Source organism: Polymorphospora sp. NPDC051019 (assembly GCF_040683055.1).
Taxonomy (GTDB): Bacteria; Actinomycetota; Actinomycetes; order Mycobacteriales; family Micromonosporaceae; genus Polymorphospora; species Polymorphospora lycopeni.
Map to the genome: position 1 here is coordinate 248,816 of NZ_JBFBCH010000002.1, position 17,138 is coordinate 265,953.

Annotated in this window: 16 protein-coding genes; 1 reads left to right on the plus strand and 15 read right to left on the minus strand. The window is 73.6% G+C overall.

The annotated features are described in order from the left end of the window. Positions 1 to 8 precede the first annotated feature (8 nt). Complete coding sequence (locus AB0M79_RS05250; RefSeq protein WP_364207978.1) at positions 9 to 1,001, minus strand: substrate-binding domain-containing protein; 993 nt, start codon at positions 999 to 1,001, stop codon at positions 9 to 11. 163 nt (positions 1,002 to 1,164) lie between these two features. Between AB0M79_RS05250 and AB0M79_RS05255 the strand changes: the two genes are divergently transcribed. Continuing rightward, the gene (locus AB0M79_RS05255; RefSeq protein ID WP_364207980.1) at positions 1,165 to 3,267 is read left to right on the plus strand and encodes a glycogen debranching N-terminal domain-containing protein; all 2,103 of its coding nucleotides are present in this window, start codon (positions 1,165 to 1,167) and stop codon (positions 3,265 to 3,267) included. Between the two features lie 162 nt (positions 3,268 to 3,429). Here the strand turns inward: AB0M79_RS05255 and dapB are convergent, their stop codons facing one another. The 14 genes from dapB to AB0M79_RS05325 form a co-directional block, all read right to left on the minus strand. Next, positions 3,430 to 4,209 (minus strand): 4-hydroxy-tetrahydrodipicolinate reductase, encoded by a 780-nt coding sequence (gene dapB, locus AB0M79_RS05260; protein ID WP_364207982.1) that lies wholly within the window; start codon positions 4,207 to 4,209, stop codon positions 3,430 to 3,432. Between the two features lie 51 nt (positions 4,210 to 4,260). Then, positions 4,261 to 5,535 (minus strand): pitrilysin family protein, encoded by a 1,275-nt coding sequence (locus AB0M79_RS05265; protein ID WP_364208798.1) that lies wholly within the window; start codon positions 5,533 to 5,535, stop codon positions 4,261 to 4,263. A 155-nt stretch (positions 5,536 to 5,690) separates the two neighbouring features. Then, positions 5,691 to 8,063, minus strand: a complete 2,373-nt coding sequence (locus AB0M79_RS05270) for a polyribonucleotide nucleotidyltransferase (protein WP_364207984.1) — start codon at positions 8,061 to 8,063, stop codon at positions 5,691 to 5,693. Positions 8,064 to 8,376: 313 nt separating this feature from the next. Further along, positions 8,377 to 8,646 (minus strand): 30S ribosomal protein S15, encoded by a 270-nt coding sequence (gene rpsO / locus AB0M79_RS05275; RefSeq protein ID WP_364207986.1) that lies wholly within the window; start codon positions 8,644 to 8,646, stop codon positions 8,377 to 8,379. A gap of 176 nt (positions 8,647 to 8,822) precedes the next feature. Beyond that, on the minus strand, positions 8,823 to 9,752 hold the full coding sequence (locus AB0M79_RS05280; protein WP_357535847.1) for a bifunctional riboflavin kinase/FAD synthetase: 930 nt from the start codon (positions 9,750 to 9,752) through the stop codon (positions 8,823 to 8,825). 43 nt (positions 9,753 to 9,795) lie between these two features. Beyond that, the gene (gene truB, locus AB0M79_RS05285) at positions 9,796 to 10,680 is read right to left on the minus strand and encodes a tRNA pseudouridine(55) synthase TruB (protein WP_364207988.1); all 885 of its coding nucleotides are present in this window, start codon (positions 10,678 to 10,680) and stop codon (positions 9,796 to 9,798) included. Between the two features lie 191 nt (positions 10,681 to 10,871). After that, a complete protein-coding gene (locus tag AB0M79_RS05290; protein WP_364207990.1) occupies positions 10,872 to 12,200 on the minus strand; it encodes an MATE family efflux transporter in 1,329 nt (442 codons plus the stop codon). 50 nt (positions 12,201 to 12,250) lie between these two features. Next, a complete protein-coding gene (locus tag AB0M79_RS05295; protein WP_364207992.1) occupies positions 12,251 to 12,778 on the minus strand; it encodes an adenylate kinase in 528 nt (175 codons plus the stop codon). A gap of 510 nt (positions 12,779 to 13,288) precedes the next feature. Further along, positions 13,289 to 13,507, minus strand: coding sequence for a DUF6186 family protein (locus tag AB0M79_RS05300; protein WP_364207994.1), 219 nt, complete (start codon positions 13,505 to 13,507; stop codon positions 13,289 to 13,291). Next, a complete protein-coding gene (locus tag AB0M79_RS05305; protein WP_357535837.1) occupies positions 13,504 to 13,911 on the minus strand; it encodes a hypothetical protein in 408 nt (135 codons plus the stop codon). Before AB0M79_RS05305 ends, AB0M79_RS05300 begins: the two co-directional genes overlap by 4 nt. Positions 13,912 to 13,953: 42 nt before the next feature. Beyond that, the gene (locus tag AB0M79_RS05310; protein ID WP_364208801.1) at positions 13,954 to 15,006 is read right to left on the minus strand and encodes a bifunctional oligoribonuclease/PAP phosphatase NrnA; all 1,053 of its coding nucleotides are present in this window, start codon (positions 15,004 to 15,006) and stop codon (positions 13,954 to 13,956) included. A 32-nt stretch (positions 15,007 to 15,038) separates the two neighbouring features. Beyond that, on the minus strand, positions 15,039 to 15,539 hold the full coding sequence (gene rbfA / locus AB0M79_RS05315) for a 30S ribosome-binding factor RbfA (RefSeq protein ID WP_364207996.1): 501 nt from the start codon (positions 15,537 to 15,539) through the stop codon (positions 15,039 to 15,041). A gap of 192 nt (positions 15,540 to 15,731) precedes the next feature. Next, on the minus strand, positions 15,732 to 16,025 hold the full coding sequence (locus AB0M79_RS05320; protein ID WP_357535835.1) for a DUF503 domain-containing protein: 294 nt from the start codon (positions 16,023 to 16,025) through the stop codon (positions 15,732 to 15,734). A gap of 50 nt (positions 16,026 to 16,075) precedes the next feature. Continuing rightward, a complete protein-coding gene (locus tag AB0M79_RS05325) occupies positions 16,076 to 17,113 on the minus strand; it encodes an SAM-dependent methyltransferase (protein ID WP_364207998.1) in 1,038 nt (345 codons plus the stop codon). Positions 17,114 to 17,138: the final 25 nt, after the last annotated feature.

Below are 17,138 nucleotides of genomic sequence, written 5' to 3' on the forward strand. Positions count from 1 at the left end.
CGGTGGGATCACGCCGTCTGGCGGAGCACCAGCGACGGGTGCAGCAGCAGGGGGGTCGGGGGTACGGGCGGGCCGTCGAGCATCGCGACCATGAGGTCGACGCAGCCGGCGGCCGCCTGGCGCAGTGGCTGGCTGACGCTGGTCAGCCCCATCGCGGCGGCCACCGGCGTGTCGTCGAAGCCGATGACGGCCAGCGACCCGGCCGGGTCGGGGTCGGCGCGCAGCGCGCCGAGCGCGAGCGAGTCGCTGACGCAGACCAGCGCGGTCGGCGGGTCGTCGAGGTCGAGCAGCTCGCGGGCCGTCGCCTCGCCCTCGGCGATCCCGTCGACGGTCTCCCGGGCCAGCCCGTGCGGGTCGAGGCCGACCTCGGCGAGAGTGGACTCCCAGCCCGAGCGGCGGTCGTCGCCGACCGCGGAGCCGGCCGGCCAGCCGATGAAGCCGATCCGCCGGTGTCCGGTGGCGAGCAGCCGGCGGGTCGCCTGGGCGACGCCGTCGGCGCCGTCCACGTCGACCCAGAGGTGCAGGTCGGGGGTGTCCCAGGGGCGGCCGAACGTCACGAACGGCACGTCGCGCCGGGCCAGCCAGGAGGTACGGGGGTCGCCGTGCCCGGTCCCGGTGAGCACGAACCCGTCGAGGTCGTACGCCCGGAGCAGGTCGTCGTAGGTGGCGATCTCGTCGTTGTCGTCGCGGGCGGTGTAGAGCATCACCCGGTAGCCGGCCGCGCCGGCGGCGTCGGTCAGCCCGTGCAGGAACCGGTCGGCGACCGACCCGTTGACGCCGTCACCGGCCGGCTCGATGCGTACGGCGAGGAGGCGGGACCGGCCGGTACGCATCTGGCGCGCGGCCTGGTTGGCGCGGTAGCCGAGGGCGGCGATGGCCGCGCGCACCCGCTCCCGGGTTTCCGGTCGCACGATGTCGGGGCTGTTGATGACGTTCGAAACAGTCTGCCGGGACACCTGGGCATACGCGGCAACAGTCGCGATAGTTACCTTCTGCGACATTCACCACCTCCTGACCTGCTTGAACGTTCCAATTCGGATAGTGCATGATTAGATCGTTCAAGTTTCTGGAATGTTTCGCACTTTGACACTGCGGACACGGTTCTGTCAACTCCCCGACAACGCGTCCGCGACCCTGTCCTCCACCCTGCGAACAGGAGCGCCCATGGAAGACCGCCGCCTGCAACCGCTGCTGCACGATCTCGTCGGCCTCGTCCTGGCCCCGACCAGCGCGCTGGCCGGACCGGACGGCCAGATCCGCGCCGCCGGGGTCCAGGGGGTCTTCCACGCCGACGCCCGGGTGCTCTCCCAGGCCCTGCTACGCGTCGACGACCGCGAGCCGGAGCCGCTCACCCACGCCCCCGACGGCCCGTACGGCGCCCGCTTCGTGGCGCTCGCCCGCTGGCTGGGTGACCCCACCCCCGACCCGACCGTCCGCCTCGACCGGGTACGGCGGATGACGCCGGCCGGCCTCACCGAGGAGATCCGGGTGACCTCGACCGCCGGGCTGCCGGTGACCGCCACCGTCACCGTCGACCTGGCCTGCGACCTCGCCCCGATCGAGGTGGTCAAGTCCGGCGGCCACGGCGAACCGCTGACCGCCAAGACCGGCCGGCCCGGCGAACTGGTCTGGGCGGCCGACGGCACCACCGTCACGGTCACCGCCGAAGCCGGCGAGGTGAGCGGTCCGGTCCGGCCCGCGACGGTCGGCACCGCCACCGCCGCCGACCCGACCGGCGCGTACCGGATCACCTGGCCGGTCCGGCTCGCCCCCGGCGCCCGGACCACGCTGCGCTGGCGGCTCGCGGTCGACGACCCGCGCGCCGTCGTCGTCCGCCCGGTCGGCGACACCGCCTGGTCGCGGCCCACCGTGACCGCCGACGACCACCGGCTGCGCCGCCTGGTCGACCGGTCCGTCGACGACCTGGCCGCACTGCGGCTGGCCACCGCCGACACCCCGCACGACGTCTTCCTCGGCGCCGGCGTGCCCTGGTTCCTCACCCTCTTCGGCCGGGACAGCATCTGGGCCGCCCGGATGCTCCTGCCGCTGGGCACCGAACTGGCCGGCGGCACCCTGCGCACGCTGGCCCGCCGCCAGGGCACCCGGGTCGACGGCGAGTCCGGCGAGGCCCCCGGCAAGATCATGCACGAGCTGCGCCGGCACGAGTTCCACCTGCGCGGCGACCGTCTCACCCTGCCCGCCGCCTACTACGGCACCGTCGACGCCACCCTGCTGTGGATCTCGCTGCTGCACGACGCCTGGCGCTGGGGCCTGCCCGAAGCCGAGGTCGCCGGCCTGCTGCCGCACCTCGAGGCGGCACTGGGCTGGCTGGCCGACCACGCCGACGCCGACGGCGACGGCTTCGTCGAGTACGTCGACACGAGCGGGCACGGCCTGGCCAACCAGGGCTGGAAGGACTCCTTCGACGCGGTCCGGTTCCACGACGGCCGGTTCGCCGAGGCACCCGTCGCCCTCGCCGAGGTGCAGGGGTACGCGTACGAGGCGGCCGTCGCCGGGGCCGCCCTCCTCGACGCCTTCGGCCGCCCCGGCAGCGACCGCTGGCGCGGCTACGCCGCCGGACTCGCCGAACGCTTCCGCACCCGGTTCTGGGTCGACGGGCCGCTCGGCCCCCAGCCGGCACTCGCCCTCGACGGCCGCAAACGCCCGGTCGACTCACTGACCAGCAACATCGGCCACCTGCTCGGCACCGGCCTGCTCACCGGCGCCGAGTCGACCACCGTCGCCGAACTGCTCTCCTCGGTCGCGCTGTCCGGCGGCTTCGGCCTGCGTACGATGTCCGACCTGGACGCGGCGTTCAGCCCGCTGTCGTACCACTGCGGTTCGGTCTGGGCCCACGACACCGCGATCGTGCTCGCCGGCCTCGCCCGCGGCGGATTCAGCGTGCCGGCGGCCCGGCTCGCCGACGGCCTGCTCGCCGCCGGTGAGGCGTTCGACTACCGGCTGCCGGAACTCTTCGGCGGCGACGACCGGACGGTCGGCCGCCCGGTGCCGTACCCCGCGGCCTGCCGGCCGCAGGCATGGTCCGCGGCGGTCGCCGTCGTGCTGCTGCAGGCCGCGACCGGCCTCGACCCCGACGTGCCGGCCGGCCGGGTGCGCCTGCGTCCGCTGCGTCCCGGCCCGTTCGGCGCGCTGAGCGTCAGCGGGCTGCGGGTGGCCGGCAGCCCGGTCGACGTCGCCGTGGACCGGGACGGGACGGCCCGGATCAGCGGCCTGCCCGCCGGCCTGACCGTCGACGTCGAGCCCTGACCGGCGCAGCCCGGAGTGCGGCCCCTGCCGGCACGGCCCGGCTCACGGTCGTGGTGATCGTCTGCTGCTCAGGCACTCCCGCACCGGCGTGTCGAGTGCCCGGACGACAGACGATCGAGGCCGGACGGCCGGGGACGGCCGGTGACGGCGGACCGACGGGGGTCAGTCCAGGAGCGCGTCGAGGCCGAGGGTGAGACCGGGCCGGCGCGACACCTCGCGGACGGCCAGCAGCACGCCGGGCATGAACGAGGCCCGGTCGAGGGAGTCGTGCCGGATCGTCAGCGTCTCGCCGGCCGTACCGAGCAGCACCTCCTGGTGCGCGACCAGGCCGGCGGCGCGCACCGAGTGCACGCGTACGCCCTCGACCAGGGTGCCCCGCGCGCCGGCCATCTCGTCGGCGGTGGCGTCGGGCATCGGCGCCGATCCGGCGGCCGCCCTGGCCTGCGCGATCACGCGGGCGGTGTGGAGGGCGGTGCCGCTCGGCGCGTCGACCTTCTTCGGGTGGTGCTGCTCGATGATCTCGACGGAGTCGAAGAAGCGGGCGGCGCGGGCGGCGAACTGCATCATCAGCACCGCGCCGATGCCGAAGTTGGGCGCGATGACGACGCCGACGTCCGGCCGGTCCGCGAGCCAGCCGCGTACCCGGTCCAGCCGCTCGTTGGTGAACCCGCTGGTGCCGACCACCACGTGGATGCCCTGGTCGACGGCCCAGCTCAGGTGGTCCATGACCACGTCGGGCGTGGTGAAGTCGACGATCACCCGCGCGCCGGCGTCGGCGGCGGCGGTCAGCGAATCGTCCTGGTCGATGGCCGCCACGAGCTCGACGTCGGCGGCCGCGTCGACCGCCCGGCACACCTCGAGGCCCATCCGTCCCCGGGCGCCCAGCACGCCGACCCGGATCGGTCCACCCGTCCGGTCCTTGGGTTCACGCTCGTCAGTCACGGGGCACAACCTATCCCACCGGCCCGGTCCGGGTACGACGTGCGGGCCGGTTCAGGCGGTGGTGAAATCGCCGTCGTCGAACGGGCCGACGACGGCCAGCGACATCGGGCGGGACAGCAGGTCGGCGGCGACCGCGTTGACGTCGGCGGTGGTGACCGCCTCGACCCGGGCCAGCAACTCCTCGACGGTCATCAGGTCGCCGAAAAGCAGCTCGCCCTTGGCGATCCGGCTCATCCGCGACCCGGTGTCCTCCAGGCCGAGCACGTAGCCGCCGCGCGTCATGCCCTTGCCGCGGGCCAGTTCCGCCTCGGTGACGCCGTGGGCGGCCATCTCGGCCAACTCGGCCCGGACCAGCTCCAGCACCTCGTCGACCTTGCCCGGGGCGCAGCCGGCGTAGACGCCGAAGATGCCGGCGTCGGCGTACTGGCTGAAGTAGGAGTAGACCGAGTAGGCCAGCCCGCGCTTCTCGCGAATCTCCTGGAACAGGCGGCTGGACATGCCGCCGCCGAGGATGTTGTTGAGGACGTCGAGCGCGAACCGCCGCTCGTCGAGCCGCCCGAAGCCGGCGCAGCCGAGCACCAGGTGGGCCTGCTCGGTGTCCTTGTGCTCGACGACGGTGGCGGCCCGCCGGGTGCGTACCGGGCGGATCGCCGACCGGCGCGGTGCCGGCGCGGCCGGTCCGGTGTCCAGCGGCCCGCCGCGCAGCGCGGCACGCACCAGCCGGACCACCTCGGTGTGTTCGAGGTTCCCGGCGGCGGCGACCACGATGGACGGTGCGGTGTAGCGGCGCCGGTAGAAGCCCTGGATCTGGGCCCGGCTCATCGGCGAGATGGTGTCCTCGGTGCCGGAGATGAGCCGGCCGAGCGGGTGGTCGCCGAAGACCGCCCGGGCGAGCAGGTCGTGCACCTCGTCGCCGGGCTCGTCGTCGTGCATGGCGATCTCTTCGAGGATCACGCCCCGCTCGGTCTCGACGTCGGCCGGGGTGAGGATCGAGTCGGCGACCGCGTCGACCACGACGTCGATCGCCAGCGGCAGGTCCTCGTCGAGCACCCGCGCGTAGTAGCAGGTGTATTCCTTGGTGGTGTAGGCGTTCGTCTCGCCGCCCACCGCCTCGATCTCCGCGGAGATCTGCAACGCGTCGCGCTTGTGGGTGCCCTTGAAAAGCAGGTGTTCGAGGAAGTGCGAGACGCCGCACTGCGGCCTGGTCTCGTCGCGCGAGCCGACCGCGACCCACACCCCGAACGAGACGCTGCGGGTCGTCGGGATCGCCTCGGTGAGGATCCGCAGCCCGCTGGGCAGCACGGTACGGCGTACCGTGCCGCCCAGGGTGCGGGTGACCGCCCGGCCGCCGCCGCCCGACCTGGATCGGGCGGCCGCGCGGCCATCGGATCGACCGCCGGTGCGCTGAGCTGGGAGCAATGTGGGTCGCACCGCCCGGTTCAAGTGACCATTGCTCCTAGCTCGACGTACGGCCCGACGGGTCAGCTGTGCCGGTTGCGGCGCCGGCGCGGCTGCTCGCCGCCGCCCTCGCCACCCTCGCCCCGGTCACCACGGCTCGGGCCGCGGTCGCCGCGGTCCCGGTCACCACGGTCGCGCGGGCCGCGGTCGGACCGGTCCCGGGCCGGCGGACGCTCGCCACCGGCCTCGGCCTCGGCCGCCTCCGGAGCCTCCTCGCCCTCGGGACGGACCTTGTCCAGGTAGATCTTGCCGCGGGCGTCGATGTCGGCGATCTGCACCTCGACCTTGTCGCCGACGTTGAGGAAGTCCTCGACCCGCTCGACCCGCTTGCCGTCGCCGACCTTGGAGATGTGCAGCAGGCCGTCCCGGCCGGGCAGCAGCGACACGAACGCGCCGAACGCGGCGGTCTTGACCACCGTGCCGAGGAACTTGTCGCCGACCTTGGGCAGGGTCGGGTTGGCGATCGCGTTGATCCGCTCGACCGCCGCCTCGGCGGCCGGCCCGTTGGTCGCGCCGACGTAGATCGTGCCGTCGTCCTCGATCGAGATGTCGGCGCCGGTCTCGTCCTGGATCGCGTTGATGGTCTGGCCCTTCGGGCCGATCACCATGCCGATCTTGTCGACCGGGATCTTCACCGTGGTCACCCGCGGCGCGTAGTCGGACATCGTGGCCGGGCCCTCGATCGCCTGGCGCATCACGTCGAGGATGGTCTGCCGGGCCTCGTACGCCTGCTGCAGCGCGGCGGCCAGCACGTCGGACGGGATGCCGTCGAGCTTGGTGTCGAGCTGGAGCGCGGTGACGAACTCGGGAGTGCCGGCGACCTTGAAGTCCATGTCGCCGAACGCGTCCTCGGCACCGAGGATGTCGGTCAGCGTCACGTAGCGGGTCTTGCCGTCGACCTCGTCGGAGATCAGGCCCATCGCGATGCCGGCGACCGGTGCCTTCAGCGGCACACCGGCCGAGAGCAGGCCGAGGGTCGAGGCGCAGACCGAGCCCATGCTGGTCGAGCCGTTGGAGCCGAGCGCCTCGGAGACCTGCCGGATGGCGTACGGGAACTCCTCGCGGCTGGGCAGCACCGGGATGAGGGCCCGCTCGGCGAGCGCGCCGTGCCCGATCTCGCGCCGCTTCGGCGCACCGACCCGGCCGGTCTCGCCGACCGAGTACGGCGGGAAGTTGTAGTTGTGCATGTAGCGCTTGGACTTCTCCGGCGACAGGGTGTCCAGCGTCTGCTCCAGGCGGAGCATGTTGAGCGTGGTGACGCCCATGATCTGGGTCTCGCCGCGCTCGAACAGGGCGCTGCCGTGCACCCGGGGCAGCACGCCGACCTCGGCGGTCAGCGGGCGGATGTCGCGCAGGCCCCGGCCGTCGATGCGGATCTCGTCGCGCAGTACACGGGCCCGCACCTCGGACTTGGTCAGCGAGCGGAAGGCCGCGCCGACCTCCTTCTCGCGCCCCTCGAAGGTGGCGGCGAGCTGCTCGTAAGCCTTGTCCTTGATCCGGTCGAGGGCGTCCTCGCGCTCGGCCTTCGGGGCGATCTTGAGGGCCTCGGCGACCTCGCCGCGGACCGCCGCGGCGACGGCCTCGTAGACGTCGTCGGAGTAGTCGAGGAAGACCGGGAACTCCGCGACCGGCTTGGCGGCCACCTCGGCCAGCTCGCTCTGCGCCCGGCACAGCTCGCGGATGGCCGGCTTGGAAGCCTCCAGGCCGGCGGCGACGACCTCCTCGGTCGGGGCGGGCGCGCCACCGGCGACCAGGGCCACGGTGTGCTCGGTCGCCTCGGCCTCGACCATCATGATCGCCACGTCGCCGTCGGGCAGCGCCCGGCCGGCGACCACCATGTCGAAGGTGGCCCGGGCCAGTTCCTCGTGGGTCGGGAAGGCGACCCACTGGCCGTCGACGTGCGCGACCCGGGTCGCCCCGATCGGGCCGGAGAACGGCAGGCCGGACAGCTTGGTCGACATCGACGCCGCGTTGATCGCGACCACGTCGTAGGGGTGCGCCGGGTCGAGGGCGAGCACCGTCGCCACGACCTGGACCTCGTTGCGCAGGCCCTTGACGAACGAGGGGCGCAGCGGGCGGTCGATCAGGCGGCAGGTGAGGATCGCGTCCTCGCTCGGCCGGCCCTCGCGACGGAAGAACGAGCCGGGGATGCGGCCCGCGGCGTACATCCGCTCCTCGACGTCGACGGTCAGCGGGAAGAAGTCGAAGTGCTCCTTCGGCTGCTTGCTGGCGCTGGTCGCGGAGAGGACGACGGTCTCGCCGAGCTGGGCGAGCACCGATCCGGCGGCCTGCCGGGCGAGCCGGCCGGTCGAGAAGACGATCTCACGGGTGCCGAACGCACCGTTGTCGATGACGGCCCTGCTGTGCTGGTTGCCGAGATTGGTCTGCTCGGTCATAGGTGTTTCGTGCTCCTTCGATCGTGGGCCCACGACCCCGCCGGAGCTGTTCAGACAGCCGGTCTTCGATCGAAGCGCCCGGGGGAGCCGGCTCGGAACGGCCGGCTGGCCCGGGGGCCACTACCGAGGACCGGTGCGCTGACCGGCTCACGATGGCAAGGGCGCTGGTGCCCTGTCGTGCCGTCGCCGGTGGCGACGGTGGTCTCGAGTGTCGCCTCGGCGGCGACGGGTGGTCTCGATCGTCGCCGGGTCGGCGACGTGTTCCGTGGTGACGGACTCGGGGGGAGCGGCACCGGCCGCTCCCCCCGACAAGTCACCTACGCAGGCCGAGCCGCTCGATGAGCGACCGGTAGCGGTTGATTTCCTTCTTCTGGAGGTAGTTGAGCAGCCGGCGGCGGCGACCGACCAGCAGCAGCAGACCACGACGGCTGTGGTGGTCGTGCTTGTGCACCTTCAGGTGCTCGGTCAGCTCCGCGATCCGCTTGGTCAGCACCGCGACCTGCACCTCGGGCGAACCGGTGTCACCCTCGACGGTCGCGTACTCCTGGCGGATCTTAGCCTTGGACTCTTGGTCGAGCGCCATTTTCTCCCTGTTTCCGTGGGTTTGGATCGCAAACCTCGCACCCGCGGCGTCGTGCAGGCACGCGAGGCCCACCGTCGGTAACCCGACGTCCCGCCCAGGTTACCAGCCCGCAACCGCGCCTTCGCGCTACCGCCCACCGGGCACGTCCTGCCTGGCCGGTGGGCCGCCGGTCGCCGTCACCCGTCGGTGAGCACCGCACGGGTCCGCTCGACGTCCAGGGCCATCTGCCGGACCAGCGGTTCCACGCCGTCGTACCGGCGCATCTCCCGCAGATGCGCCACGAAGTCCAGCGCCAGCCGCTCACCGTAGAGGTCGCCGTCGAAGTCCAGCACGTACGCCTCGACCCGCCGTTCCCGGCCGCTGAAGGTCGGGTTGGTGCCGATCGACACCGCCGCCCGGTGCCGCTGTCCCCGGCACACCAGCCACGCCGCGTAGATCCCGTCGGCGGGCACCGCCGCGTAGCGGTGGCACAGCAGGTTGGCGGTCGGGAAGCCGATCTCCCGGCCGCGCTGGTCACCGCGTACGACGACCCCCTCCAGCCGGTGCGGGCGCCCCAGGGCGCGGGCCGCCGCCTCGACGTCGCCGGCGTCGACCCCGGCCCGGATGTACGTCGACGAGAACACCGTGCCGTCCTGCGACACCAGCGGCGCCCCCTCGACCGCGAAGCCGAACGTGCGCCCGAGCCGACCGAGCAGCTCGACGTCACCGGCCGCCCGGTGCCCGAACCGGAAGTTGTCCCCCACCACGACCAGCGCGGCGTGCAGGTGCTCGACCAGCACGTCGTGCACGAACCCCTCCGGGGGCAGCCGGGAGAAGGCGGCCGTGAACGGCAGGACGCACAGCACGTCGACGCCGAGTGCCTCGATCAGCTCGGCCTTGCGGGCCGGCTCGGTCAGCACCGCGGGGTGCGATCCGGGCCGGACCACCTCCGCCGGGTGCGGGTCGAACGTCACCACCACCGACTTCACGCCGAGGTCGCCGGCCCGTTTCACGGCGTGCGTGATGGTCGCCTGATGGCCCTTGTGGACGCCGTCGAACACCCCGATCGTCACCACCGCGCGACCCCAGCCGCCCGGTGCCGCGTCATACCCCCGCCAGCGCTGCATCAGCCTTCCTTCCCCCCGTCGTGCCCCGCGCCCGCCTGTCGCGTCATGCCGGGGCGAGCACGATCTCGGCCCGGGCCCGCCCCTCCCGTTCGCTGACGATAGCGAGCAGGCCGCCGTCCGGGCCGAAGACCGCGTACGGGCCGACGATGCCGGCCGGCTTCAGCGGGCCGCCGTGCGACAGCACCTTCGCCTCGGCGGCGTCGGCCTCGCGCTGCGGGAAGTAGCGGCGGGCAGCCTGCGTGAGCGGCAGGTTCACCACGTCCGGCGCCCGCCGCTCCAGTTCCTCGAGGGTGGCCGCCTCGGCCAGGGTGAACCCGCCGACGGACGTACGGCGCAGTGCCGTCAGGTGTCCGCCGACCCGCAGCGACGTGCCGAGATCCCGGGCGATGGCACGCACGTAGGTGCCGGACGACACCGCGAGGTCGACGTCCACGTCGACGACGCCGGGCTGGTCGCGGCGGATCGCGAGCACGTCGAGGCGGGCCACGGTGACCCGGCGGGCGGCGAGTTCGACCTGCTCGCCGTCGCGTACCCGCTTGTAGGCCCGCTGCCCGTCGATCTTGATCGCGCTGACCGCGCTGGGCACCTGGTCGATCTCGCCGGTGAGCGCGGCGAGCCCGGCCCGGATCGCGTCGTCGGTGACCGTGTCGGCGGCCGTGGTGGCGATCACCTCGCCCTCGGCGTCGTCGGTCACCGTCGACTGTCCGAGCCGGATCGTGGCGGTGTAGCCCTTGTCGGACCCGATCACGTACGTCAGCAACCGGGTGGCCCGGCCGACGCCGACGACCAGTACGCCGGTGGCCATCGGGTCGAGGGTGCCGCCGTGTCCCACCCGCCGCGTCCTGGCCAGTCGCCGGATGCGGGCGACGACGTCGTGGGATGTCATCCCGCCGGCCTTGTCAACCACGATGAGCCCGTCACTATGCACGGTCGTCCACCCTGCCAGACCCCCGTCTCCCCTTCCCCGCGGCCCACCCGTGATCCTCGTGATCAGGGACCAGGTCGGGCGTGTCGCCGGCGCGCCGGCCTCCCCGCTCCCTGATCACCGGGATCAAGGAGCTGGACCGGGGGGCCGGGACGGGTCGGCCGGGGGCGCCGGGTGGGTGCGCGGGGGCGGCGTCAGCGGACCGCGCCGACGACCGCCCAGCGGCCGGAACGCGTCCGCAGCAGCAGGCCGACCAGCCGGATGACGACCATCAGCACCAGTCCGGCCCAGATCCCGCCCAGCCCGAGGTCGAGGGCGTACGCCGCCCAGATGGCGGGCAGGAACCCGCCCAGTGTCGCCACCAGGGTGAGGTTGCGCAGGTAGCGGACGTCGCCGGCCCCGATCAGCACCCCGTCGAGGGCGAACACGACCCCGGCCAGCGGCTGCATCGCCACGAACCACGGCCAGGCCAGCATCGCCTGGTCGCGTACTGCCGGGTCCGGGCTGAACCACCCCGGCACGACGCCGGAGCCGACGGCGATGAGCACCGCGAACACCAGCCCGCAGGCGACGCCGAGCAGGGCGATCCGGCGGGCCAGCCAGCGGGCGCCGTCGGCGTCGCCGCCGCCGAGGGCGGCGCCGACCAGCGACTGGGCGGCGATCGCGACGGCGTCGAGGGCCAGCGCGGTGAAGAAGAACAGTTGTACGGCGATCTGGTGGGCGGCGACCGAGGCGGCGCCGAAGCGGGCCGCGACGGCGGTGGCGGACAGGAAGCAGATCTGGAACGCGGCGCCCCGCGTCAGCAGGTCCCGGCTGACCGCGAGCTGGCGACGGATGACGGAGGGGTCGGGGCGCAGGGCGGCCCGCTCGACGAGCAGGGCGCGGGCGAAGAGCAGCCCACCGAGGCTCTGGGCGACGACGTTGGCGATGGCGGAGCCGGGCAGCCCGAGGCCGACGGGATAGACCAGCACCGGGCAGAGCATCGCGGACAGGACGTTGGCCGCCAGTACGTAGACCACCGGCCGGCGGGTCTCCTGCACGCCCCGCATCCAGCCGTTGCCGGCGGCGGCCAGGAGCAGGCCGGGGGCGCCCAGCGCGGCGATCCGCATCCACTGCGCGGCGGCGTCGGCCACCTCGGTGCCGCCGCCGGCGAGGGTACGCGCCAGCGGCCCGGCCACGACCTGCATGCCGAGCGCGACGGCGACGCCGACGGCGAACGCGAGCCAGGACGCCTGGACGCCCTCGGCGACGGCGGCGGCCCGGTCGCCGGCGCCGTAGCGGCGGGCGGCCCGCCCGGTGGTCCCGTACGCCATGACCGTGCCGAGCCAGGCGATCAGGGTCAGTACGGTTCCGCCGACGGCCAGCGCGGCGAGCGGCACCCGACCGAGGTGACCGACGACGGCGGTGTCGACGAGCACGTAGACGGGCTCGGCGGCGAGCACGACGAGGGCGGGCAGGGCGAGGCCGGCGATCCGGCGCAGCGTGGCGCGGGATGTCGCGGGTAGGGCCGTGGGGTGACTCATCGTCCCGCATCCTCACACGGGCCGGTAATGGGTCACAACCTCCTGACCACTTACCCGGGCGGTCGCCCGTACGCCATGCCGCCGGCGAGCCAGCGGCGCACCTCGCGCCGGCTGCGCAGCCGTACGACGGCGAGTCGTGGCGTGTGGGCGGCGACCGCCGCGAGAAGGTGGGTCCGGGGCCGACCGGGATAGCTCCAGATCCAGCGCAGGAACGCCGGCGTGAGCCGTTCGGGGCAGCCGGGGTGCAGGTCCGGGCGGCCGGTGGCGCGGAACCGCCAGCGACGCCGGATCACCGCCCACAGGCAGACCGGTCGGGGCAGGTCACACAGGACGAGCAGGTCGGCGCGGGGCAGCCGCAGGTCGAGGGTGGAGCCGTAGTTGCCGTCCATCACCCAGGCGTCGGCGGCGGCCAGCCGGCCGACGGTGGCCCGCCAGCGGTCCGGTTCGGTCGCCACCCAGCCCGGCTGCCAGTAGTGCCGGTCGAGGTGCACGACGGGCAACTCGAGCCGCTCGCCGAGTTGCCGCGCGAGGGTGGACTTGCCCGCGCCGCCGCTGCCGACGACGAGGATCCGGCGCACGGCCCGATCGTATCGCCGGGGCGTGCGTCCGGCGGCCGTACGGCGACGGTGGGCCGCCGGCGCCCCGGGTGTCCGGGACGGCCCGGCCGCGATGGACGCCGGCGCTACTGGCGGGTGTCCATCGAGGTCTGCAGGGCGCGGCGGGCCTGCTCGCGGGCCTCGTCGCTGGTCTCGGGCTTCGGCTTGCTCGCCATGGGAGGTTCCTTCCAGGGTGCGCCGGGAGGTCCGGCCGGCGGCGGACACGCGGGGGTGTCGGGCGCGGGCCGGACCGGCGGTGGGCGGTGGTGCTGGTCGCCGGCGGCGGCCGTCCGGGATCACCGGAAGCGGACTGCCGGGGCAGCGTGCCGGCCCGGGTCTGGTCGACCCTGGAGGTCGGGACGTGGTGGGCCTCGCCCGGAACGCCGCCCACGGGGGCAGCGCGGTGACGGGCACGGCGCGCACCGTCACCCAAGCTATCGTTCAGGTCCACATCCTGCGCACCATTCCCGTGATGCGAGAATGATCACCAGGTCAGCGGGCGAAGAAATGCCACCCCAGCCACCACCAGAAGCCGAACACCCCGATCCGGCCGACCGGCACCCGGCCGACCTCGTACTGCATCACGTAGGCACAGACGTCGCCGAGCGTCGGAATCCTCGAACCCTCCCGGCGCGCCGCCCACTCCATCACCAGGAACAGCACGATGGCCACGGCGAAGCCGCCGATCGCCAGCAGACGGGTGCCGCTCATCGCCGGACCAGTCCCCAGAACGCCGCGAGCCAGGCGAAGTAGGCCGCCGAACGGATCAGCGGCTCCTCGAGCAGCGGGTCGGCGAGCTTGGAGAAGGTGGGGAACTCCTCGGACGACCCGAGGAAGAACGTCGCCCCCTCGAAGACGGCGAAGATCACCGCCGGCAGCACCCACCAGACGGCGGGCCGGCCGAACGAGCGGGGCGCCGGCCGGCGCGGCAACCGGTTGGACAGCCCCAACCAGACCAGCGTGCCGCCGGTGCCGATCGCGTAAAGGTTCGCCTGGGTGGAGAACGACGGGAACTGACCCCCGATCACCGACAGCAACGCCAGCACCGGAACCGTGACCAGTGGTCTGTCCCAGGCCCGGGGCACCGACGCGGTGAGTTCCTGCGGCTGTTCCATCAACCGATTGTCACCTGCTGTCCGGTGCGACGGAAACCCGGATCAGACTCCGGCTTGTCCCGGAACCTCCGGATCGATCAGTGCCGTGTCCAACTCGTCCCGGATCGCCGCCGCCACCTCGTGGGCGGTGCCACGCCCGGTGAACCCCGCGGCGAGCCGGTGCCCGCCGCCGCCGAGCGCCACCGCGACGCGGCTGACGTCGACCGCGCCCTTGCTTCGCATCGACACCGCCCACTCCCGGGTGCCGGTCTGCTTGACCACGCAGCTCACGTCCGCCTCGGCGGCGCACCGGACCGAGTCGATCAACGGCTCCAGGACGTACGGCCGCTGTCCGTGCCGGGCCAGGTCGTCCTGGGTCGCGTACGTCCACACCATGCCGTGACCACCGGCCGCGGCCGGATCGAGCGTCGTCCGGCTCAGCACCTCGCCGTACAACCGGATCGCACCGAACGGGCGGGTGTCGAAGATCCGCCGGGAGATCTCGCCCGGCCGGATGCCGGTGGCGAGCAGGCGGGCCGCCATCTCGTGCACCGCCGGGGTGGTCATGTCGAACCGGAACGAGCCGGTGTCGGTGGCCAACGCCACGTAGAGACACTCGGCGATCTCCTGGTCGAGCGGCACCCCGAGCCGGGTGAGCAGCCGCTCGGCGACCACCGAGGTCGCGGCGGCGGCCGGGTCGACCAGGTGGATCCCGCCGAAGCGGGTGTTGGACGCGTGGTGGTCGAGCACGATCGCCGGCGCCCGGTCGAGCCGGTCGACCAGGTCGCCGAGCCGCGACTCACTGGCCGCGTCGAAGCACAGCACCAGGTCGGGATCGGCGATCGCCTGCGCGGCGGGCACCAGCAGGTCGAGGCCGGGCAGCGCCCGGAATGGTTCCGGCACCTCGGGCGGGCCGGGGAACGTGGCCTGGAGCTGGCGTACGCCGAGCCGGCACAGCCCCAGCCCGAACCCCAGCATGCTGCCCAGCGCGTCCCCGTCGGGGTTGACGTGGCAGATCAGCAGCACCCGCCCGCCGGCCGGCAACGACCGGACGGCGGCCACCGCCGCCGCCCAGTCCTCCTCCGTCGGCCCGCCGGGTGCGGGCGGCTCGGCCAGAGCCGCCCCGTTGCCGCCGCCCGAGGCGTCGGTCACCGCCGGTGCTCCGCGGCGTCGGCCGGTCCCGTGCCGCCGACCCGGTCCTCGTCGCCCTCGCCGTCGCTGTCGTCGTCGGTGTCCTCCACCCGGTAGGGCTGCGCCTCACCGGCGTACTGGGCCCGGGCGGCGAGCCGCTGCACCTCGGCGTCGGCGTTACGGGCCGCGGCGAGCAACTCGTCGATGTGCTTCACCTGGTCCTGCACGTTGTCCAGGACGAACGTCAGGGTCGGCGAGTGGCGCAGCCCCAGGGCCTTGCCGACGGTGCTGCGCAGCATGCCCTTGGCGCTCTCCAGCGCGGCCGCGGTGCCGGCCTGGGCCGCCGCGTCGCCGAGCACCGTGTAGTAGACCGTCGCGTCCCGCAGGTCGGCGGTTATCCGGGCGTCGGTGATCGTGATCATGCCGAGCCGGGGGTCCTTGATCTGGGTACGCACCACCGAAGCCACCAGTTCGCGTACCCGCTCCGCGTGCCGACGTACCTTGGCCGGGTCCGACATCTCGCCACCTCCACGGCATCCTGCGTTCCAGGACAGTGCTCAACCGTCAACGGACATTCCGTACCTGCGGGCCGGCGGCCGACCGGATCGTCGTGCCGCCGGTGACCGGGCCGGTGCCCATGACTGGAACATTACCTTCGCCGCGGCCGGCCACACCTGCCGGCGCAACCCCGGTCACACCGGCCCGGGCGGTCAGTCGTCGGGGCCGTGCAGCCGGCGCCGGACCGACAGCAGTTCGGTCTCGGGGCGGCCGGCCACCAGCCGCTCACAGGAGTCGAGCACGGTGCGGACGTGGGCCGCCTCGGCGGCCACCACGGCCACCGCTATCTCGGCGCGGCCGTGCAGGTCGAGGGCGCCCACCTCGGCCGCCGACACCTCGAACCGGCGCAGGGCGGCGACGATGGGGCGTACGTAGGAGCGTTTCGCCTTCAGCGACCGGGAGTCGCCGGGCAGGAGCAGGTCGAAGACCGCGGTTCCGGTGAACATCGCCGGTCAGCGTAGCGAACCGGTCCCCGGGGTTCACCCGGGTTTCCCGCTCACCCGGGTTTGCGGGCCACCAGGACGTCACGTTCGATGGCCTGGTCGACCCGGTGCGAGAAGTCGAGGTAGCCCGGCCCGTCCACGGGCACCAGGCCGGCGTCGGCGAGCACGGCGGCGGCCTCGTCGCGCCGGGCGACGTGGGTGTTCCACGAGATGCCTACCGCGCCGCCGGGGCGGAGCAGTTCGGCCCAGACCGGCACCGCCGCCGCCAGCAGGTCCAACGGCCGGCGGGACAACCCCTGTTCGGTACGGCTGCCGTGGGCGACCCCGTACGGGGCGTCGGCGACCACCACGTCGGCACAGCCGGCCCGCAGGAACTCCCGGGCCCGGACGGTGTCGCCGTGCAGCACCGTGACCCGCTGGGTGGCTCCGGACCGGTAGTCGTCCTTCGAGCCGGCGAGGACCGCCTCGAACCGCCGCGCGACGAGTCGCCGGTCCCGGCGTACCGGGGTGGTCTCCGCGGTGTGCTTGAGCCGCTTGCGCTTGAGCCAGGTACGCAGGAACGCCGAGTACGCGTCGACGTCCTTGCCGTCCAGTTCGACCCCGATCGCGTCGTAGCCGTACATGAGGGCCTGGTTGAGGGTGGTGCCCCGGCCGCACAGCGGGTCGAGCACGACGAGCTGCCGGTCGAGCATGCCGGGCGCGGACGCCGACGCCAGCAGGGTGACGTTGAGCAGCAGCCGGGTGAACTGCTCGTTGGTCTTGCCGGCGTACTTCGGGATGGTGATCAGGTCGTCGTCGAAGCGCGCCAGCGGGTGCAGCGGTACGGGGCGCAGCAGGTCGTCGCCGACCCGCTCGAACAGCGCGTACGCCGCCGACAGGTTCGCCAGCCGGTCGACGTCGCGCCGGCTCGGGGTCGCCTCGAAGGTGACGTAGCCGACGCCGGCGATCTCCCGCTCGGCGATGTCGCCGACCGGCCCGTCGAGGACCCCGGCCGCGGCCAGCACGGCCAGCTCGGCCCGGGTCATCCGGCCGGCCGCGTCGGCGTAGACGCGGTTGGCCGACGGGGCCAGCAGCAGGGCGTACTCGGTCATCGTGGGGTTCTTCCGTTTCGGTGCT